Annotated in this window: 15 protein-coding genes; 9 read left to right on the top strand and 6 right to left on the bottom strand. The window is 72.9% G+C overall.

What is annotated here, in order from left to right; translation table 11 throughout:
* The first annotated feature begins 73 nt into the window (after positions 1-73).
* The 4 genes from ACFYZF_RS16140 (at position 74) to ACFYZF_RS16125 (ending at position 9303) form a co-directional block, all read left to right on the top strand.
* On the top strand, positions 74-2866 hold the full coding sequence (locus tag ACFYZF_RS16140) for an immune inhibitor A domain-containing protein (protein WP_387020836.1): 2793 nt from the start codon (positions 74-76) through the stop codon (positions 2864-2866).
* Positions 2867-3197: 331 nt separating this feature from the next.
* Positions 3198-5501 carry an immune inhibitor A domain-containing protein gene (locus tag ACFYZF_RS16135; RefSeq protein WP_387020833.1) on the top strand — a complete coding sequence of 768 codons (2304 nt, stop codon included), beginning with the start codon at positions 3198-3200 and terminating at the stop codon, positions 5499-5501.
* Between the two features lie 316 nt (positions 5502-5817).
* Entirely contained in the window at positions 5818-8238 is a 2421-nt protein-coding gene (locus tag ACFYZF_RS16130) for an immune inhibitor A domain-containing protein (RefSeq protein WP_387021554.1), read from the top strand.
* 132 nt (positions 8239-8370) lie between these two features.
* A complete protein-coding gene (locus ACFYZF_RS16125; RefSeq protein WP_387020829.1) occupies positions 8371-9303 on the top strand; it encodes an alpha/beta fold hydrolase in 933 nt (310 codons plus the stop codon).
* 47 nt (positions 9304-9350) lie between these two features.
* Here ACFYZF_RS16125 and ACFYZF_RS16120 read toward each other — a convergent pair whose 3' ends face one another.
* Both ACFYZF_RS16120 and ACFYZF_RS16115 read right to left on the bottom strand, forming a co-directional pair.
* Positions 9351-9716, bottom strand: a complete 366-nt coding sequence (locus tag ACFYZF_RS16120) for a hypothetical protein (protein WP_387021551.1) — start codon at positions 9714-9716, stop codon at positions 9351-9353.
* Positions 9713-13003 (bottom strand): SseB family protein, encoded by a 3291-nt coding sequence (locus ACFYZF_RS16115; protein ID WP_387020827.1) that lies wholly within the window; start codon positions 13001-13003, stop codon positions 9713-9715. The genes ACFYZF_RS16120 and ACFYZF_RS16115 overlap by 4 nt, the downstream gene beginning before the upstream one ends.
* A gap of 152 nt (positions 13004-13155) precedes the next feature.
* Between ACFYZF_RS16115 and mycP the strand changes: the two genes are divergently transcribed.
* Positions 13156-14484, top strand: a complete 1329-nt coding sequence (gene mycP / locus ACFYZF_RS16110) for a type VII secretion-associated serine protease mycosin (RefSeq protein ID WP_387020825.1) — start codon at positions 13156-13158, stop codon at positions 14482-14484.
* Between the two features lie 93 nt (positions 14485-14577).
* Here mycP and ACFYZF_RS16105 read toward each other — a convergent pair whose 3' ends face one another.
* On the bottom strand, positions 14578-14871 hold the full coding sequence (locus ACFYZF_RS16105; RefSeq protein ID WP_387020822.1) for a WXG100 family type VII secretion target: 294 nt from the start codon (positions 14869-14871) through the stop codon (positions 14578-14580).
* 26 nt (positions 14872-14897) lie between these two features.
* On the bottom strand, positions 14898-15215 hold the full coding sequence (locus ACFYZF_RS16100; RefSeq protein ID WP_387021548.1) for a WXG100 family type VII secretion target: 318 nt from the start codon (positions 15213-15215) through the stop codon (positions 14898-14900).
* Between the two features lie 320 nt (positions 15216-15535).
* Between ACFYZF_RS16100 and eccE the strand changes: the two genes are divergently transcribed.
* The 4 genes from eccE (at position 15536) to rarD (ending at position 19308) form a co-directional block, all read left to right on the top strand.
* Entirely contained in the window at positions 15536-17356 is a 1821-nt protein-coding gene (gene eccE / locus ACFYZF_RS16095; RefSeq protein ID WP_387020819.1) for a type VII secretion protein EccE, read from the top strand.
* Positions 17357-17423: 67 nt separating this feature from the next.
* Entirely contained in the window at positions 17424-17810 is a 387-nt protein-coding gene (locus ACFYZF_RS16090; RefSeq protein WP_350883363.1) for a phage holin family protein, read from the top strand.
* A gap of 71 nt (positions 17811-17881) precedes the next feature.
* On the top strand, positions 17882-18370 hold the full coding sequence (locus ACFYZF_RS16085; protein ID WP_387020817.1) for a GNAT family N-acetyltransferase: 489 nt from the start codon (positions 17882-17884) through the stop codon (positions 18368-18370).
* Entirely contained in the window at positions 18367-19308 is a 942-nt protein-coding gene (rarD, locus tag ACFYZF_RS16080) for an EamA family transporter RarD (RefSeq protein WP_387020814.1), read from the top strand. The genes ACFYZF_RS16085 and rarD overlap by 4 nt, the downstream gene beginning before the upstream one ends.
* 61 nt (positions 19309-19369) lie before the next feature.
* On the opposite strand, the gene ACFYZF_RS16075 is transcribed toward rarD, so the two are convergent.
* Together ACFYZF_RS16075 and ACFYZF_RS16070 are read right to left on the bottom strand one after the other, a co-directional pair.
* Positions 19370-20068: an anti-sigma factor family protein gene (locus tag ACFYZF_RS16075; RefSeq protein WP_387020811.1), complete on the bottom strand. Its 699-nt coding sequence runs from the start codon at positions 20066-20068 to the stop codon at positions 19370-19372.
* Complete coding sequence (locus ACFYZF_RS16070; RefSeq protein WP_387021545.1) at positions 20065-20559, bottom strand: sigma-70 family RNA polymerase sigma factor; 495 nt, start codon at positions 20557-20559, stop codon at positions 20065-20067. The genes ACFYZF_RS16075 and ACFYZF_RS16070 overlap by 4 nt, the downstream gene beginning before the upstream one ends.
* Positions 20560-20563: the final 4 nt, after the last annotated feature.

Raw genomic sequence — 20563 nt, 5'->3', positions numbered from 1 at the left:
CGGTCGATTCGACCCTTGTCACTGTGCGTCGAACCGGCCGGCGTCCTTCCCCACGCCCCGAGAACGGAGCGGTATGCACACTAATCCGCGCACCGGGTCACGCCGACGACTACTCGTCGCGCTGCCCGCCATCGCCCTCGCGGCCACGGCACTGACCGTAACCGGAACCGCGTCGGCCGAGACGTCCAGCCCAGCCCCAGCCACGATCGGGGCGGACGAGTACTACATCAACTACGCCGAGCCCGAGGTGCAGCCGAACACCAGCGGCAAGGAGGTCAAGGGCGCCGACGGGGTCTACACCCCCGCGGGGGACGAGTCCCGGGCGTACGACCGCAAGTTCGCCGCCGGTAACCCGACGACCGCGAAGCAGTTGGCGAAGCTGGAGGCCAAGTCGGTCCAGACCGGCAAGAGCCCCCGCAAGATCAAGCAGGCCCCGAGCACCCAGACCGCCAAGCTGCTCACCCTGCTGGTCGAGTTCAACGACCAGGCCAACGATGACTTCACCGGCGTGATGGTCCCGAAGACGGTGTTCGAGGACCGGACCTGCGTCCCCGGCACCGTGCAGAACGGGCCGAAGCACAACAACATCGCGAACCCGGCGGCCCTGCCGCACAAGGACAACAACTCGATGTGGGTGCCGGACTTCTCGCCGACCCACTACGACAAGATGCTCTACACGAAGAGGGGCATCACCGAGCGGGTCCGCACGGACCTGACCGGGCCGGACGGCCAGCCGGGCGTCAGCCTCGCCGGCCGGACCATGCACAACATGTACCTGGAGATGTCCAAGGGCGCGTACACGGTGGACGGGCAGGCCAGCCCGTGGATCACCGTGCCGCACTCGGAGGGCTGGTACGCCGCCTCGCGCTGCTTCCAGGACGAGAACGGCAACTGGGTCGCCGGCCGCGAGCAGGCGATGAACGGCCACCCGGACAACCCGGCCGGGGCGGGCCGGCTCGCCACGGACGCCATCGACGCCCTCGCCGCGATGGACCCGAGCTTCCCCTGGGCCGACTACGACATCGAGGACCAGGCCGACCGGGACGGCGACGGCAACCTGCTCGAGCCGGACGGCGTGATCGACCACCTGGTGCTGGTGCACGCAGGCCAGGGCAAGTCCCGCGGCGGCGGCAACGAGGGCACCTACGCCGTCTGGGCGCACTCCTCCACCGTCCCGGGCGGCTACACGATCCCCGGCACGAACCTCAAGGCCGCGAACTACATCGTGCAGCCGGAGGACGCCGGCGTCGGCGTCTTCGCCCACGAGTTCGGCCACGACCTGGGCCTACCGGACCTCTACGACACCTCCGGCAACGCCGACTCGGACGTGGACTTCTGGGACCTGATGGCCTCCGGGTCGCACAGCGGCGAGATCTTCCAGGCGCTGCCCACCCACATGGGCATCTGGGACAAGTGGGTGCTCGGTTGGGCCGAGCCGGAGACCATCGCCCCCGGCTCCGCGCCGCGCGTCGTCCGGGTCGGGCAGACCTCACGTACCCCGGTCGGCACGGCGGACGGCATCAAGGTCGACCTGCCGGACAAGGTGCTCACCCTCGCCACGCCGCACAGCGGCACGAAGATGTGGCACAGCGGGGCCGACCAGAACTGGGCCGACGTCAAGCTGTCCCGCGCCGTGAGCGTGCCCTCGGCGGCCGACTCGAAGTTCTGGATGTGGAACAACTACATCATCGAGGAGGACTGGGACTACGGCTTCGTCGAGCTGTCCGCCGACGGCGGGGCGACCTGGTCGGAGCAGAAGGTCTACGACGCCACCGGCGCGTTGGTCACCACCGATGACAACTACGCCGACCCGAACGGCCGGATGGCCGACTTCGGCGGCAAGCGGTACGGCCTGACCGGCTCCACCGGCGGCTGGCGGAACGACTACGTCGACCTGTCGGCGTACGCGGGGCAGACGGTGCAGCTCCGGCTGCGTCAGGCCACCGACGAGGCGTTCAACGAGCGGAACTGGTTCGCCGACGACTTCTCGGTCACCGGCGGCGGGGCCACCACCTGGAGCGACGACGTCGAGGGCGGGGCGAACGGCTGGACCGCCACCGGCGGCACGTTCACCGACACCACCGGCGTGGGCTGGAACATCAACACGGGCACTGAGCGGCGGGCGCACTTCTACCTGGCCGAGTGGCGCAACTTCGACGGCTTCGACAAGGGCCTGAAGTACACGTACGACACGGTGTACTCGCACGAGGCGTGGAAGGTCGACCGGATCTCCTACAACGCCCCGGGCATGCTGGTCTGGTACCGGGACACCGCGCTCGGCGACGTCAACCACGTGACCGGGCAGATGACCGCCCTGCCGAGCTACGGCGCGAAGGGTGGCCTGCTGATCGTCGACTCGCACTTCGACCCGTACCGGCGGCAGGGCACGGCGGCCGAGAAGGACCCGTCGGTGCTGGACAACCTGCCCAGCCGGCCCCAGTCGGCGAACGCGGCGTTCGGCCTGAAGAAGACGAAGCCGTTCACCGAGTGCCTTGAGGCGGCGGGCGAGCCGTACAGCGAGTACTGCACGAGCTTCCCCGCGCAGCCGGCGGTGGCGGGCTTCACCGACGCCAAGACCTGGTACCCGGGCATCGAGATGCGCAACGGGTCGCCGTACGCCCGCGACAACGACGCCTCCGTGGTGCTGCCGTCGCGGAACAACGCGCCGTACACCACCCGGGTGGTCAACCCGGACGGTACGCCGGCGCCGTCGTTCTACGGCGTCGTGCTGGGCGGTGGGGCGATCGTGCTGGGCAACGGCAACCCCGCCAGCCAGAACGTGCACTTCGGCGTCACGCTCACGGTCAAGAAGGCGACGTCGGACAACACCGTCGCCTCGGTGCGGGTGACCTCGGCGCGGCCCTGACCCCTCAGGCGCGTCGCAACATCGGGCGGGGCCCGTCCGGAGCACACCGCTCCGGGCGGGCCCCGCCTGCGTCGTCCGGCGGCGCTCCGTGGACGTGGCCCTCGCACCCCTGAAACGCCAGGTGATCGTGGCCGAAACGTAATGGGAGGTGACGTCGCGTCCCATCGCCCATTGGCCCCGATTTGCCGACCTTTGCCGGGCGTCCTCATCGGCTGACCGCGCTCACCGGGCAGTGACAACGACCGACTCCTCTGCCAGGGTGGCAGACGCACCCCATGACAGCGTCGACCCCGGTCGCTCCTGTCATGTAACAGTCCACAAGGGAGGATCTTTGAGGAGACGAGTCACGGCGGGCCTGGCCTCGGCCGCGGCCGCGCTGCTGGCGGCCGGCGTCGTCACGGCCCCGGCGTCCGCCGCCCCGACGGCGGAGCCGACCCCGGGCGCCGAGAAGGCGGAGCGCCGCAGCGACAGCCTTCCCGACGCCAAGGCGGACCAGCACCAGGAGGTCCGTAAGCAGGCGATCGCCGACCTGCTGCAGGGCAAGGTCAAGCTCCAGACCCGCAACGGTTCCAAGGTCATCCAGGTCAAGAACGACAAGTTCGTCGAGTACCAGCAGGCCCCGAAGACCGATCCGATCTTCACGATGCTGGTCCAGTTCGGCAACCAGACCGACCCGCGCACCGGCGGGACCGCCGGCCCGCAGGTGAACCAGATCGCCGCGCCGGACCGCAACTGGGACGGCGGCGCCACCGACGACAACAGCACCCTGTGGCGGTCCGACTTCAACCGGGCCCACTACATGGACATGTTCTACGGCGCGGACGAGTCCATGCGGGACTTCTACCTCAAGCAGTCCGGCGGCCGGTACACCGTCGGCGGTGACGTGAGCAACTGGGTCACCGTGCCCTTCAACGAGTCCCGGTACGGCAGCCCCGCCATCTCCGAGGCCGACGGCTACTGGAACTTCGTCAAGGACAGCGCCACGTCCTGGTACGACTCGCAGGTCGCGGCCGGCAAGACGCCGCAGCAGATCAAGGACTACCTCGAGCAGTTCGACGTCTGGGACCGGTACGACTTCGACGGCGACGGCGACTTCAACGAGCCCGACGGCTACGTCGACCACTTCCAGGCGGTCCACGCGGGCGAGGGCGAGGAGGCCGGCGGCGGAGCCGAGGGCGAGGACGCCATCTGGTCGCACCGGTGGGCCGCGTTCCCGAACCTGGCCGGCAGCGCCGGCCCGGCGGGCAACCTGGCCGGCGGCGTGCAGATCGGCAACACCGGGATGTGGATCCGTGACTACACCACGGAGCCGGAGAACGGCGGCCTCGGCGTCTTCGCGCACGAGTACGGCCACGACCTCGGCCTGCCGGACCTGTACGACACCAACGGCGGCGACAACGGGGTGGGCTTCTGGAGCCTGATGGCCTCGGGCTCGTGGCTCAGCCGTGGCACCGACGACATCGGCTCGACCCCGGGCTACATGGACCCGTGGTCGAAGCTCTACCTCGGCTGGCTGAACCACTCGACGGTCGAGTACGGCAAGGGCAACACCATCCTGCCGATCGGCCCGGCCGGTGACAGCGACGGGCCGAAGGCCCAGGCGGCCGTGGTGAACCTGCCCCCGCAGACCCAGACCACCTCGTACAACACCCCGTTCGCGGGTGCCAACGAGTGGTGGGGCGGCAGCGCCGACGACCTGAACACCACGCTGACCCGTCAGCTGGACCTGACCGGTACGACGTCCGCGTCGATCACCGCGAAGGCCTGGTACGACATCGAAGAGGACTACGACTACCTGTACGCCGAGGTGTCCACCAACGGTGGCGCCACCTGGGCGCCGCTGAGCAACTCGCTCATCGACGCCGGCGAGACCGGGGTCGACGGCTCCAGCAGCGACGCGTGGGTCGACCTGACCTACGACCTGTCCGCGTACGCCGGGCAGACCGTGCAGTTCCGCTACCGCTACCAGACCGACGGCGGCGTGCACCTGGCCGGCGCGTTCCTGGACAACATCTCGCTGGTCAAGGGCGGTGCCACCACCTGGACCGACGGCGCGGAGACGCTGGACGCCGCGTGGACCGCCAGGGGCTTCACCCGGATGGGTGGCTCGGTCACCGACTCGTACCCCCGCTTCTACATCGCGGAGAACCGGACGTACCTCGGGTACGACGACACGCTGCGCACCGGCGGGTACAACTACGGCTTCGCCAACACCCGCCCGAACTGGGTGGAGCGGTTCTCGAACCAGCCCGGCCTGCTGATCTGGTACGTGAACTACGCGTACGGCGACAACAACACCTCGCAGCACCCGGGCTTCGGCTTCAACCTGCCGGTCGACGTCCGCCCGGGCCAGATCAAGGTGGGCGACCGCGCCATCACCAACCGGCGCAGCGGCTACGACGCCACGTTCAGCTGGTTCGTCAAGCCGGCGCAGACCTTCCACCTCAACGGGGTGGCGGTCACCGTGCCGAAGCTCAACCCGAACCCGGTGTTCAACGACAGCGACGTCGACCGTTACTGGACGGCCGGCAACCCGCAGAACTCGGTGAAGGTGGCCGGCACCGGCACCAAGATCACGATTGTGACGCAGGGCAAGAAGGCAACCGACAACATGGTCCTGCTTGTCAGCAACTGATCCATTGATCGATGAAGGGGCCGGTGGCGGCGACGCCACCGGCCCCTTCCGTCTGCACCGACGCCTACTGATCGAAATGTGTCACTGCAATTCCTGACCCGACGTCCGCGCTGTTCAACCGTTCGGAGAGCGACAGCGGTGTGACGGTGGAACGCATTCCCGACAAAAGTTTGCAACAAATCGACGTACGCGTCTTCCCACCCGTCCCGGGAGACTCTATGTTCACCATTGGCCCCACCAGTGGGGCCTCTCACCGGCCCGTACCCCCGTTGGGTCGGTTCCCTCACACCGGAGGTACCACGTGCGGAAAGTCGCAGTGGGTCTGCTCGGGCTTTCGTTGACGGCGACGGGACTGGTGGTCGGCACGTCCGCCAGCGCCGCGCCGGCTCCGAAGCTCCCGGCGACCGCCCCGTCGGCCGCCGAGAACCCGACGGATCACGATCTGCCGGACAAGCTCGAGGACAAGCGCCGTGCGCTTCGCCAGGAGGGACTCAGCGAGGTCCTCTCCGGCCGGGCCAAGGCGCAGAAGATCAACGGCAGCACCGTCGTCAAGGTCGGCGAGACCGTCGGCAGCACGGCGGCGACCGCCGGCGCCCGGAACGCCAAGGCGGGCCAGCAGGACCAGTACGTCGAGCTGGCCCGGGAGCGGACCGACAAGATCTTCGTGATCCTGGCCGAGTTCGGCGACGACCGGGACCCGGCGTACCCGGACAAGGACACGAACCCGACCATCGCGGGCCCGACCACCTTCAACGGGCCGGTGCACAACCAGATTCCCCAGCCCAACCGCGCGGTCGACAACTCGACGGTGTGGCAGGCGAACTACAGCGCGGACTACTTCCGCAAGCTGTACTTCGGCACCGGACAGGGCGACGAGTCGGTCAAGCAGTACTACGAGTCCCAGTCCTCCGGGCGCTACACGGTGGAGGGCCAGGTCACCGACTGGGTGAAGGTCAAGTACAACGCCGCCCGGTACGGCCGCTCGAACGACCCGAAGGCCGACAACGACCCGACGGGCGACCCGGCGGTCTGCGCGGCGAACAACTGCCAGAACGCCTGGGACCTGGTGCGCGACGCCGCCAACCAGTGGGTCGCCGACCAGAAGGCCAAGGGCCGCACCGACGCCCAGATCAAGGCCGACATGCAGTCCTACGACCAGTGGGACCGGTTCGACTACGACGGCGACGGCGACTTCAACGAGCCGGACGGCTACATCGACCACTTCCAGATCGTCCACTCCGGCGGCGACCAGGCCGACGGCGACCCGCACCAGGGTGAGGACGCCATCTGGAGCCACCGCTGGTCGGCGTACAACACCTCGCGTACCGGCCCGGTGAACTTCCCGATCGGCGGCACCCAGATCGGCAACACCGGCATCTGGATCCGCGACTACACGGTCCAGCCGGAGAACGGCGGCCGGAGCGTCTTCTACCACGAGTACGCGCACGACCTGGGCCTGCCGGACGACTACAACAACCTCAACGGCGGCGACAACAACAACGAGCACTGGACCCTGATGGCCCAGAGCCGGCTGAACGCCAAGGAGGACGCCGGCATCGGCGACCGCGGCGGCGACCTCGGCGCCTGGAACAAGCTCCAGCTCGGCTGGCTCGACTACGAGGTGGTCAAGGCCGGCCAGAAGAAGACCCTGGAGCTCGGCCCGCAGGAGTACAACTCCGCCAAGCCGCAGGCTGCCGTGGTGGTGCTCCCGCAGCGGGAGTACACCTTCGACTACGGCCAGCCGTTCGAGGGTGCCAAGCAGTTCTTCTCCGGCAACGACGACGACCTGGACACCACGCTGACCAGGACGATCGACCTCACCGGGAAGACCTCGGCGGCCCTGTCGCTCAAGGGCCGGTTCGCCATCGAGTCGGGCTACGACTACCTCTTCTTCGAGGCGTCGACCGACGGCGGGGCCACCTGGGGCGCGCTGCCCGGCACCGTGGACGGCAGGCCGATCCCGCCGGTGTCGAACACCGACCCGACGCCGGGCCTCAGCGGCAGCAGCGCGGGCCGGTGGACCGACATCAACATCCCGCTGAACTCGCTGGCCGGCCAGGTCGTGCAGTTCCGCTTCCACTACCTCACCGACGGGGGAGTCGCCGAGGGCGGCTTCTTCGGTGACAACATCACGGTGACCGCCGACGGTCAGACCCTCTCCACCAACGGCGCCGAGACCGGCCTCGGTGACTGGGCGGCCAAGGGCTGGAGCATCGTCTCGGGGAGCTACACCCGGCTCTTCGACAACTACTACATCGCCGGCAACCGGACGTACGTCTCGTACGACAAGTACCTGAAGACCGGCCCGTACTACTTCGGCTACGGCACCACCCGCCCGGACTACGTGGACCACTACGCGTACCAGGAGGGCCTGCTGATCTCGTACTGGAACCTCCGGTTCGCGGACAACGACACGTTCGAGCACCCGGGTGAGGGTCGGAACATGATCATCGACTCGCGCCCGCAGCCGCTCTACAACCTGACCGGCAACCCGTGGCGGGCCCGCGTCCAGGTCTACGACGCGCCGTTCAGCCTGAAGAAGGCGGACTCGTTCACGCTGCACATCAACGGTCAGGCCCAGTACGTCCGGGGCCAGGCCGCGCAGCCGCTGTTCGACGACACCAAGCAGTACTGGTACCCGGAGCTGCCGAACCACGGCGTCAAGGTTCCGGCCACCGGCACCAAGATCAAGGTGCTGGAGCAGAACGGCACCTCGGTCAAGGTCCGCTTCTCCTGATCCACTGATCGACCGCACCACCGCGATGCCCGGGCAGTCCAACTGCCCGGGCATCGCCCTTTCCGTCGGGGAACCAGCCGACCGGCCGGAACGCCGGGACAGGCAGGCGCGCCGGGGTCATAGGCTGTGGGCATGACCGAGCAGCGTGGCGGGGCCGTCGACGAGACCTGTGTCCTCACCGAGGGGCCGTGGACGCACCGGTTCGTCGGCGCGAACGGCAGCCGCTTCCACGTGGTCGAGGCCGGCACCGGCCCGATGGTGCTCTTCCTGCACGGCTTCCCCGAGCACTGGTGGGCCTGGCACGACATCCTCCCGGCGGTGGCCGACGCGGGCTTCCGGGCGGTCGCGGTCGACCTGCGCGGCTACGGCGCCAGCGACAAGCCCCCGCGCGGGTACGACGGCTACACCCTCGCCGCCGACGTCGCCGGCCTGATTCGCGGCCTCGGCGAGCGTTCCGCCACCGTGGTGGGCACCGGGGCCGGCGGCATGATCGCCTGGACCGTCGCGTCGTTCCACCCGTCGCTGGTCCGCCGGCTCGTGGTGCTCGGCGCCCCGCACCCGCTCCGGCTGCGGGCGGCGATCTTCGCCGACCCGCGTGGCCAGTTCACCGCCGCGACACCCACCCTGAAGTTTCAGCTGCCCCGGTACGAGCACGTGCTCACCCGGGACAACGCGGCGGCCGTCGAGGAGGCGCTGCGCCGCTGGGGCGGGCCGCGCTGGGTGGCCGGGCCCGACTTTGAGGCGTACGCCGAGCGCTGCCGGGAGGCGATGCGGATCCCGCAGGCCGCGTTCTGCGCGCTGGAGGGCTACCGGTGGGCGTTCCGGTCAGTGCTGCGGCTGCACGGCTACCGGTTCGTCCGGCTGATGCAGAAGCCCCTGATCACCCCGACGCTCCAACTGCACGGCGCACTGGACGTCGCCTCCCTGCCGCGTACCGCCCAGGGTTCCGGCCGGTACGTGGTGGCCCCCTACGAGTGGCGGCTGCTGGACGACGTGGGGCACTTCCCGCACGTCGAGGCCCGGGACGTGGTGCTCGGCGAGATCCTGCGCTGGGCCAAGTCCTGACCGGCTCGGGCGTCGCCTCCGTCGGGGTGCCGCCCGCACCGGTCGGGTCAGAGGCGCTGCTCGCGCAGTTCGGCGACCTCGCGGGCCGGGGCCCAGCCCTGGTACACCCCGAAGTCGAAGACCTCCAGCCCCATCGCCCGAGCTACCGGCCAGCGCCCGCCGGTGTACTCCACCCGCAGCCAGCCGTCGTGCTCGGCCAGCACGATGAACGGCTGCCCCTGCCAGGTGCAGGTGGTCCGGACGTACGCCAGCTCGTCGATCTCGGTCACCGGGAGCACCCGGACGTACCGGCCGGGGCGGATCTCCTCGAACCCGTCGCCGGGCTCCGGCTGGTACAGCCGGACATCGTCACCGTCCGGGCTGGCCTGGTATTCACGCCCGCGCCAGCGGGCCACGTAACCGTCGCGCATCAGGACTCACCGACCTGTCGCCAGAGCAGGGCATCGGTGTCCAGGATCGCGACCACGCGCTCGGTGCCGTCCGCGCCGATCCGCCACAGCTCCGCGCCGTGCGGCAGCCGGGCGCTGTCCACCTTGAACTCCGCCACCACGTCGCTGCTGTCGCCCGGGGCGAAGCCGTTTCCCCGGAACGGTGGGCGCTCCATGACCCAGCCCTCCATGGCCCGCATGGCGCCCTCGTTCTGCCCGCCGTAGGGGATCCGGTAGAGGCTCGGCCGGTGCGCCGGCCAGCGCAGCACGTAAATCTGCGCGGCGTCCCGGGAGAACGGCGAGTCCGGGTACCCGAGACCCAACGCGTCGTGCAACTGGGCGGGGCTGTTCAGGTGGGCCAGCTCGTTGGCCCGGTGCACGAAGCCGGAGACCCGGTCGTAGCCGCGCTCCAGGTAGTAGGTGAGCTGGCTCGGGGCGATCGCCTTCTGCATCACCACGGGTCGGTTCGGGTCCACGGGCGGCGGGACGTGCCGGACAGCACCCGTGGACGCCTCGACGACCCGCTCCGGCTCGGGCTCCGGCTCGCTCCCGGCGTCGTCGCCGAGCCCCACCTCGGCGGCCCAGTTGGCCAGCGCCACGATCTGCTCGCCGGGCAGCTTCGCGCCGACCGGCGTGTTCGGGTTCACCGCGAACGACCAGGCGTCGTCGGGCCAGCAGCGGATCAGCTGGACGAACTTGACCCGTACCGTCTCCACCGGCTCGTCGACGTGGTCGGCCAGCCGCTCCGGGGAGGTGTGGACCACGACGTACGTCTCGCCGTCCAGCCGCTCGGTCCGCCAGACGAAGCCCGGGTCCCCCGGCCGGCTGTCGGTGGCCGAGTCGGGCGCCACCGGCAGCAGCACCCGGGCCAGCAGCAGCGTGGAGAGGAAGCTGTCGGTACTGCCGGTGCCGGCGGCGGCGAGCAGGTCCTCCTCCACCTCGTTCGCCGGCTGAAAGTCGTCCGCAGGGGCTGCCGACGCCGCCTGTTCCTGCTCCCGGGCCGCCACCGGCTCGCCGGCCCTCGCCGGGTCCGGCTCCCCGGCGGTGCCCAGGTCCGGCTCCCCGGTGGACGGCGGGCCCGGCAGGGGCCCTGTCGACACGGCACCGACGGTTGGCTCGGGGTCCACGGCTGGCTCGGGCTCCACAGCCGATACGACGCCGCCGGCCGGCTCGGGGCCGACGACGCCGGACGTGGCCGGGCGGAACAGGGACCCGGCCGGCGGGTCCGGCGCGGGTGGCGTCGACGGGGGGAACAGCAGGGCCGTCGGGTCCGGGTCGTCCGGGGCGGGCGGTCCGGAGACCGCGCCGGCATCGTCGGGGCGGGACGGCGGTGCGGGCCAACCAAGATCGGAGACCGGGTCGATCCGGTCGAGTTCGGGCACCGGGTCGAGCCCGCCGAGGTCGGGCATCGGTGTCGAGGCGGGGGCCGGCGGGGTGCCGCCGAAAAGAGACGGGCCGGGGGCGACCCCCGGCGCCGCGGCCGGCTCGGTCGCCGGCAGGTCACGCGCCTCGATGATGGTGCCCTCGATGACGATGGGCGAGAAGGAACGGCGGGACGCGGGCGGCCCGGAAACCGGCTCGACGACCGACGTCGGCAGTTCCTCCGCCATCTCCTCGACCGGTGCGGCGACGGGTGGCTCCGCAAGGGACCGGGTGGGCTCCTCCCCCTCCGCCCCCGGGCGGGGGCGCGGGAACGCCTGGGCTGCGCCGGCCCCGGGTCGACGACGTGGCGGCCCGCCTGCGGCCCCCGCACCATCGGCCCCGAGGGGACGGGTCGGCTCCGGCGGTGCCCCGCCGCCGGAACGCAGGGCCTGGGTGGGGTCCTCGACGCCGGCCGGGCCGGAGCCCGGTGAGGTCACCTCCCCGGGCCGGATCGCCCGGGTGACCTCCTCCGGGCCGCCACCATCGGGCCGGAACGCCCGGGTCACCTCGTCCGGGCCACCACCGTCAGGGCGGAACGCCCGGGTCACCTCGTCCGGGCCACCACCGTCGGGCCGGAACGCCCGGGTGACCTCCTCCGAGCCACCACCATCGGGCCGGAACGCCCGGGTGACCTCGTCGGGGCTGGCGCCACCGGGGCGAATCGGCTCGGGCTGCGACGCGGACGGGGCCGCACCGGCGGGCGGGAACGCCACCGTCGACGGCTCTGCGGGTGCGGCGGGGTGAAAGGCGTGCGGCGGTTGCTCGGTGGCCGGGTCCGAGGCCGGACGTCGCCGTGGGAAGGGCTGACCACCCCCGGCGAACCGGGATGGCGGGGCAGCCCGCTCAGCGGGGCGGCGGGGTTCCCCAATCGGCCGGACGGCTCGGCTCCGGCCGGACGCCGGCTCGAAGAAGGAGGCGGGCGGGGTGGGCGGCACCGGAGGATCGGGGGACCGGCCGTTTCCGCCCCCGCCCGCTGCCGCCTCGCCGACGGGGGGCACCTCGGGCGTCCGCCGCCGGGAGACGTTCAGCCACGCCGATCCGGATGCTGCCGCGTCGGCGCGGATCGCCTCGGTGTCGTCCGGCCCACCGGCCACGGCGGGACCTGGTCGGCCGGCCGCGTCCCCGGCCCGGTACGGCCCGCCGGCTGCGGGCTCGCCCGCGCCGCCGGGCGACCGGAACGACGGCCCGGGCGGGACCGACGTAGGCAGGACCGAGTTGGGCAGGACCGAGTTGGGCAGGACCGGCTCCGGCGGGGCGGTGGTCAGCGGCGCGGTGGGCACCTCGGCGGCGGCGGACGGCTCGGTCGTGGGGCGTCCCGGCGGCGGTCCCGCGACCGACGGCTCCGGCAGGCTCGGCACCGGCGACGTCGGGGCGTCCCGGCCGGGAACCACCGCGGTGGCCCTGGTCCTGGCGACGTTCTCCGCGCGTTCCAGGCGGGCCCGGGCGCCCATGGTGCGGCCGGGCAGCCGCACGTCGCCCCGGGACAGCTGGGAGACGAACCAGGCGGGAAGGTACCCCTCGATGGGCAGGCCCGGGTTGACCGCCAGCCACCACTCGTGGTTGGGCCAGTCGACGGCGAGATCGGCGTACGCGCTGCGGCGGTGGGCCGCCGGGTTCCCGCCCAGGCAGGCCTGCAACGCGGCGGGCGAGGTGAACGCCAGCACGTGCGTACGCCCACCCGTGGTCCAGGTCCCCCAGCCCATCGGGGCCTGCCCGGCCAGCGCCTGCGTGGAAACCGGCAACAGCAGCTCGGTACGGGCCAGCACGCGGAAGTAGAGCTCTTGGTCGTTGGCGCGGAGTGCGTCCCGCATCGCCGCTTCGGCCTCGGTAGCCGGCTCCCAGTCGGTCACGGCCACCTCTCCTCCCGTGAACAGGCCATAGGCATCGCGTACAACCTACAAGGTGGTAACAAGATCACAATGGCTGGCCGGTGACGCCCCGCCGGGCGATCCGGGTGGGACTAACATCCTGTTCCGGAGCCGACACGATACGGAGGCGATCGATGCCCCGGCCCACCGCGCGACCGGTCCTCGCCGCCGCGGCGGCGGCCCTGTTGATCATGCTGCCCGCCACCCCGACGCGCGTGGCCGACCCGTGGCCCCCGCCGGACCGGTCCGGCACGGTCGACCCGGTGGGCGAGGGAGGCGGACCGCGCGTGGCCGAGCCGGCAGGCGCGGCGAACAGGCTCGACCTCGCGGGCTTCCGAGGCGCGGCGGCGCCGGGGTGCGCCACCCCGCTCGCGCCCGTCCGGCCCATCGCGGCCACCCCCTGGCCCCAGCGCCGGTACGCCCCCGAGCGGCTCGCCGCCCTGGCAACGGGGGCCGGGATCACCGTCGCCGTGATCGACTCCGGGGTGGACCGGCGGCACCCGCAACTGGCCGGCCGGATCCTCGACGGAGCCGACTTCCTCGACCCGGGGGGCGACGGCAGCCGGGACTGCGCCGGGCACGGCACCGGCGTGGCGAGCGTCATCGCCGCCGTGCCGCGTGCCGGCGTCGCGTTCCAGGGGCTCGCCCCCCGCGCCCGGATCCTGCCGGTGCGGGTCAGCGAGCAGCAGGTCGTCGAGGGACGCGAAGCGGGGCGGACGGTCGGCGCGCCGGCCTTCGCCCGGGCGATTCGCTGGGCGGTCGACCACGACGCCGACGTGCTCAATCTCTCCCTCGTGCTGTATGTCGACCACCCCGCCGTCCGGGCGGCGGTCCGCTACGCGCTGGACCGGGACGTGGTCGTGGTGGCCGCCGCCGGCAACCTGCACGACGGCGGGAACCCCCGCCCGTACCCGGCCGCGTACGACGGGGTGCTCGGCGTGGGCGCGATCGGCCCCGACGGCCGGCGGGCCGACTTCTCGCAGGCCGGCCCGTACGTCGACCTCGTCGCCCCCGGCGGCGAGGTGCTGACGGCCGGGCCCGGGCAGGGCCACCACCGGGCCGAGGGCACCAGCTACGCCGCCCCGTTCGTGGCGGCCACCGCGGCGCTCGTCCGGGAGTACCGGCCGGAACTGACCGCCGCCCAGGTGACGCAGCGGATCGTCGCGACGGCCGATCCGGCCCCGGGTGACGGCTCGGGCGACGGGTACGGCGCCGGGGTGCTCAACCCGTACCGGGCGGTGACCGAGACCGGCGCGAGTCGGGCGGGCCGGAAGCGTGGCGGCGGAGCGCTGCCGGCGGACCGGACCGATCCCGCCCTGCTCGCCCGGCAGGCCCGACGCGCGGCGGCCCGGGACCGGGCGCTGGCCGTCGCCGCCGTCACCGGCGCCACCGTGGCGGGCGTGGTGCTGCTGGCCGTGGTGCTCCCCCGGGCGGCGCGCCGACGGTGGCGGCCGGCACCCTGACCGCCACCCGGCACCCCGCCGAACCGGGGTGCCGCAGGACATCCGGGCGTTCCCGGCGGCGCCCGACGGAAGTCGGGCATCGCCGGGGAAGGCTCACTGGAACAGGTTGACGTTCCGCTTCTCGGTGTCGAGGTAGTCGGACGCGGAGTCGTCGACGGCGAGCTTGATGTCGCGCAGCATCGCCTGGAGGTCCTGCGAGGCGGACCGCCACCGGGTCTGGCGCTGCTCGTACGCCTGCCGGGCCTCGCCGTCCCAGCCCGCCACCAGCGGCGCGGCGTCCCGTTCGAGCTGCCCGAGTTGGTCGTCCAGCGTCTTCAGCCCTCGTTGGATGTCCGCGCCGGCCTGGTGCAGGGCGGCGAAGTTGACGACCAGCACACCGTGGTCCATCGGATGATCCCCTTTCCGGGAGAGTGCTACAGCGGCAACTGGATGCCGCGGTTGGTGCCGGCGACCCGGCTGGCGGCCTCGTTGTCGGAGGCGTCGTACTGCTGGCCTGCGGTGCGGATGGCGGACGCGGTCTCCCGCAGCGCCCGCTGCAACGCCGACTGGTCCTGCGACCACTGCTGTTTCACCTGCTCGAACGAGCGCCCACCGGCACCCCGCCAGGCCTGCTGCAACACCTCCAGCTCGGCCAGCAGGCCGGTCAGCATGGCCTGCAGGGACTGGTCCACCTGCTCGAACTTCGCGGCGGTCTGCTGCATCACCGCGGCTTCTGCCTGGGTCTGGGACACCCCGGACGTCACCTCGTCTCCTCGATGGTGGCTGGCCGTCGGCCGCGCCCGTGGCGGACGCGCCGCTCGCCCCGCCGGCGGGCGGCGCCGGTGCGGGTGAGGACTCAGCGAACTCGTCGCTGACGGTAGCCGCCCGGTGGTGGTTGTGCTACCCCGCTGCGCTCCCCTGTGGACAACCACGGGCCTCCCGCGTCGGGACGGAGTCATACGATGACGCTGCGGCACCGACCGCACCGACGCCGTGACTCCGCCCGGCGTCGCCGGGCGAGCGCTGGGGAGGCGCGGTGACGGCCACCACGACCACGGCCACAATCACGGCCATGGCCACAACTGCGGCCCAGCCGGCATACCGGCAGCCGCTGCCCCCACAGTGGATACCCGCCGCCGGCCCGCGACCGTCGGCCGGGCGGCGGGCCGGTCAGGTGGTCGCCTCGCAGGTCGCGGTGGCGCTGGTCGCCGCCGGGGTCGGCCGGGGCACGGCGGCGACCGGGGTCGCCGTGCTGCTGGCCACGGCGCTGCTGGCGGGCTCGTGGGTGCGGATCCGGGGCCGCTGGCTGTTCAGCTGGTTCGGCGTCGCCGGCGGCCATCTCCGCCGACGACACGCCCCGGTGCCCACCGCCGGCCCGGACGGCCTGCTGGGGCTGCTCTCTTCCGGCGCGGCGGTACGCGCGGCGGAGCTGGCCGGCGGCCCGGCCGCGGTGGTCGACGACGCCGGAGGGCTGACCGCCGTGTTGGAGATCGGGGACCCGGGCGACCTGCTCGGCGACGGCCCCCGTGGCCTCCCCGCGCCGTCGACGCTGCTGCCGCCGGTCTCGCCGGAACTGCCCCCGGTCCGGCTCCAGCTGCTGTTCAGCGGCTCACCCGCGCCGGCCACCACGTCCGGCGGCGGCACGGTGGCGACGTCGTACCGGCAGCTCACCGAGGGACGGCTGGCCGGGCGGGACCGGGCGCTGCTCGCGGTCCGGGTGCTACGCGTCGTCGGGTGGACCGACGAGGACCTCCGGGTCGCCCTCTCCGGCGTGGTCCGGCGGATCGTCCGCCGGCTCGGGCCGGTGACCGCCCGCCCGCTCGGCGCGCACGCCACGCTGCGCGTACTCGCGGACCTGGCGCATTGCGACGACGGCGACCCCGTGCTGGAGTCCTGGCCGGCGGTGCGCACGGGGGCGCTGTGGCAGACCACGTTCCGGGTGTGCCGCGTGCCGGACGTGCGCACCGACGGCGGGCGGCGGCTGGTGCCCCGGCTGCTCGTCCTGCCGGCGGCGGCGACCACGGTCTCGCTCTGCGTCGGCCCCCACACGGGCGTCGACGGCGCGGGGCCGCCGGCCGAGCTGACCGTACGGCTGGCCGCCTGGACGCCCGGCGAGCTGTCGGTGGCGGCGCAGGCCCTGCGGGGGCTGGTGGACTCGGCCGGCGGCGACGTGGACCGGCTCGACGGCCAGCAGCTCCCGGCGTTGGCCGGCACGTTGCCGCTCGCGTCGGCGGTCCCGGGCGCCCCGGTCGGCGCCGTCGCCGTGGACGCGTTGGAGCTGCCGGTCGGCGAGGCCGGGCTGATGGTGGGCGCCAACCGGCGCGGCGAGGCCGTGACGATCCGCCTGTTCCGGCCGGAGGGCACCCGGTTGATGCTGGTCGGCGGGGTCCGGGCCGCCCAGTTGGTGGCCCTGCGGGCGATGGCGCTGGGTGCCGTGGTGGCGGTGCAGACGACCCGGCCGCGGGCGTGGGAGCGGTTCGTCCGGGGCGTCGGCACGCCCGGCGGGTCGATCCCGGTGCTGCCACCCGGCCGGTCGGTGGGCGGCGACCCCGCCTCTCCGCTGCGGCCGTTGCTGATCGTGGTGGACGCCGGGCCGGTGCCACCGGCCGCGGGGCCGGTGCCGGCCTGGCAGTCCACCCTGGTGGTCCGGGACGACCTCACCCCGGCCGACGTCGACCCGTTGAGCCGGGCGGACCTGGTGGTGCTGCAACCGCTGAGCCCTGCCGAGGCCGCGCTCGCCGGGGCCGCGCTCGGCCTCGGTGGATCGGCGGACTGGCTGACCCGGATCCGGGAGGACATGGTGGCGGTGGTGAACCGGCGGGCGCTGCGCTGGGCGCTGCTCTCGCCCACCCCGATCGAGTCGCAACTGGTCGGCCGGCCGGGGCGGGGCTGAACCGCAGTGGTCCACCCGGCCGGTCGCGGGTTCCGTCGGTGGCGGGTCCGTGGCACCATCCGTGGCCATGGGTTTCCTGAAGGGACTACTGATCCGGCTGGGCAGCACGGCACTGGCCTTCTGGCTGGCCACCCTGCTCATCCCGGGCATCACGCTCGACACGGGCTCGGCCACCGAGGCGGTCGTCACGCTGGTCCTCGTCGCCGTGATCTTCGGCGTCGTGAACGCCGTGCTCCAGCCGGTCATCAAGACCGTCGGCTGCGGCTTCTACCTACTGACCCTGGGCCTGATCGCGCTGGTGGTGAACGGCCTGCTCTTCCTGCTGTCGAGCTGGATCGCGGGCGAGGCCGGGCTGCCGTTCCACGTGGACGGCTTCTGGCCGGCGGCGGTGCTCGGGGCGCTCCTCGTCGGCGTCGTCACCTGGCTCCTGGGCGTCCTGCTCGACCGCGACTGAGCGTTGCCGGTGAGGCCAGTTGGCGGGAATTGGCTGGCGAGGGGCCACAGCCACGGGGTTAGCGTCGGGGCGTGATCACCTTGACCCGCGACGACGGTTACCTGCTCAGCACCGACCCGGCCCGGCTCGACCTCGACCTTGTGCACCGCTGGCTCTGCACCGACGCGTACTGGGCGCTCGGGCGGGACAGGGAGACCGTGGGGCGGGCGTTCGCCGGCTCGCTGCCGTTCGGCGTGTACCGCCCCGGGGACGGTCGTCAGGTCGCCGTGGCCCGGGTGGTCACCGACGGGGCGACCTTCGCCTGGCTCTGCGACGTCTATGTGGACCGGGTCGCCCGGGGGCACGGGCTGGGCACCTGGCTGGCCGGCGCGGCCCGCGACCACCTGGCCGAGCTCGGCGTACGACGGATCGTGCTGGCCACCGCCGACGCGCACGCGGTGTACGCGAAGGTCGGCTTCGCCCCGGTCGACCCGGGCCGGTGGATGGAGTACGACGAGCGGGTGAGCCAGCTCACCGGAAAGGAACCAGAGGCCGATTCACCCCTTACGGTGGACAGGTGACCCCGCTCCGCCTCGGATACCTCTACGGCCTCGGCGCGTACCTGCTCTGGGGATTCTTCCCGCTCTACTTCAAGCTGCTCCAGCCGGCCGGGCCGCTGGAGATCCTGGCGCACCGGATCGTCTGGTCGGTGGTGTTCGTGACGCTGCTGCTCGCCGCGTTGCGCAACATCGGCTTCCTGCGCGCGCTGGCCCGCCGCCCCCGGGCCCTGGCCGGGATCGCCGCCGCCGCCGCGCTGATCGCGGTCAACTGGGGCACCTACATCTACGGGGTGAACTCCGAGCGGGTGGTGGAGACCGCGCTCGGTTACTTCATCAACCCGCTGGTGTCGGTGCTGCTCGGGGTGACCGTGCTGCGCGAGCGGCTACGCCCCACCCAGTGGCTGGCGCTGGGCATCGGCGCGGCGGCGGTGGGCGTGCTCACCGTCGACTACGGCCGGCTGCCCTGGCTGGCGCTCACCCTGGCGGTCAGCTTCGCCGGGTACGGGCTGGTCAAGAAGCGCCTCGGGCTGCCGGCGGCGGAGGGTCTCTTCGTGGAGTCGGCGGTGCTGGCCCTGCCCGCCCTCGGCTACCTCGGCTGGCTCGCCGCCACCGGCGACCTCGCGTTCGGCCACGTCTCGGCCGGGCACACCGCGCTGCTGGTGCTCGCCGGGGCGGCGACCGCGATCCCGTTGCTGTTCTTCGCCGGCGCGGCCAACCGGCTGCCGCTCACCGCGCTGGGCATGCTCCAGTACGTCGCGCCGATCCTCCAGCTCGGCTGCGGCGTGCTGATCTTCCACGAGCCGATGCCCCCGGCCCGCCTGGCCGGCTTCGCCCTGGTCTGGCTGGCCCTGGTGGTCTTCACCACGGACGCCCTCCGCCACGCCCGCCGTTCCCGCCGCGCCCGCCGCGCCGCGACCCCCGCCGATCTTGCACTCGCGGCCCCCGATTCGCCGCGTTAGTCGGATTCGCCCGGGCCGCAACTACAAGATCGCGGAAGGCAAGGGTCGGGGGTGGGGTGGGTTAGCGGGTGTCGTAGGCGAGGATCGGGGTGCCGTCGGCGCGGAGGAGTTCCAGGCGGACCAGTTCGCCGTCGGTGAAGTGGGTGGTGCCGGTGAACCGCAGGTCGTCGCCGGGGGCGGCCAGCCAGGAGCCGATCTGCTCCGTCGCGCCGTCCGGGCCGTACGCCACCAGCCGGAAGGTGTACGCCTTGCGGTGGCCGTCCCGCCGGTCGTACCCGCAGCGCATGGTGACCTCGGTGCCCCACGGGGTGCCGGTCAGCCCGATCTCGGCGTGCACCGGCACCGCGCCGGCGACCGTCCGCATGGCGGCCATCGGCACCTGCGGGGCCGGCGCCGGGGTGACCTCGACGGCCGGCCGGAGGGTGGCCGCGCCGAGCCCGGCAAGCAGCGCCAGCACGGCGGCTGCCAGCGAGGTCACGACGTACCGGCGGCCGGCGGCCCGGCGATCGCGGCGGCGGCGGTCCCGCGCGGCGACGAGCAGCGCGTCCACCCGGGAGGTCTCGGCTGCCGGCTCCAGCAACGGCACCAGCCCCGCCGGATCGAGCCGGCCGAGCAGCCCGGGCAGCACGGCGATCTCGGCCACCGCCTCCCGGCAGGAGGCGCAGCCGGCCAGGTGCCGCTCGTAGGCGGCTCGCTCGGCGGGGGCGAGCGCACCCAGCAGGTACGCGCCGTCGTCGTGGGCGAACTCGCAGCGGGTCAACGGGTCACCCCCATCTCGGCCAGCGCCAACCGTAGTGAGCGCAGCGCGTAGTGGGTGCGGGACTTGACCGTCCCGGGTGGCACGCCCAGCCGCGCCGCCGCCTCGGCCACCGAGCGTCCCTGGTAGAAGCACTCGATCAGCACCTCCCGGTGGGTCGGGCTGAGCCGGTTCAACGCCTCGGCCACCGTCCACGCCTCCACCGCCCGCTCCGCCTCGTCGACCGCCTCCGAGGGCTCCGGCAGCTCGTCGGTGTAGACCTCTCCGACCCGGGTGGAGCGCCGCCGCCAGGCGTCGATGGCCAGGTTCCGGGCAGTGGTGAACAGCCAGGCCCGCACCGAGCCGCGCATCGGGTCGAGCGCTTCCGGATGCCGCCAGGCCCGCAGCAGCGTCTCCTGCACCAGGTCCTCGGCCCGGGTCCGGTCGCCGTTGACCAGCCGCAGGGCGTGCGCGTGGAGCGCGTCGGCGTGCGCGTCGTGCAGGGCGCGCAGCAGTCGG

Source organism: Micromonospora sp. NPDC001898, assembly GCF_042891255.1.
In the GTDB taxonomy this organism is placed as follows: Bacteria; Actinomycetota; Actinomycetes; order Mycobacteriales; family Micromonosporaceae; genus Micromonospora.
This window is presented reverse-complemented; position numbering and strand designations above follow the sequence as displayed.

Coding starts and splice junctions, on each gene's coding strand:
- ACFYZF_RS16105 (WP_387020822.1), bottom strand. CDS start 14,871: ATGGACCACGGTGTGCTGGTCGTCAACTTCGCCGCCCTGCACCAGGCC.
- ACFYZF_RS16125 (WP_387020829.1), top strand. CDS start 8,371: ATGACCGAGCAGCGTGGCGGGGCCGTCGACGAGACCTGTGTCCTCACC.
- mycP (WP_387020825.1), top strand. CDS start 13,156: ATGCCCCGGCCCACCGCGCGACCGGTCCTCGCCGCCGCGGCGGCGGCC.
- eccE (WP_387020819.1), top strand. CDS start 15,536: ATGGCCACAACTGCGGCCCAGCCGGCATACCGGCAGCCGCTGCCCCCA.
- ACFYZF_RS16140 (WP_387020836.1), top strand. CDS start 74: ATGCACACTAATCCGCGCACCGGGTCACGCCGACGACTACTCGTCGCG.
- ACFYZF_RS16090 (WP_350883363.1), top strand. CDS start 17,424: ATGGGTTTCCTGAAGGGACTACTGATCCGGCTGGGCAGCACGGCACTG.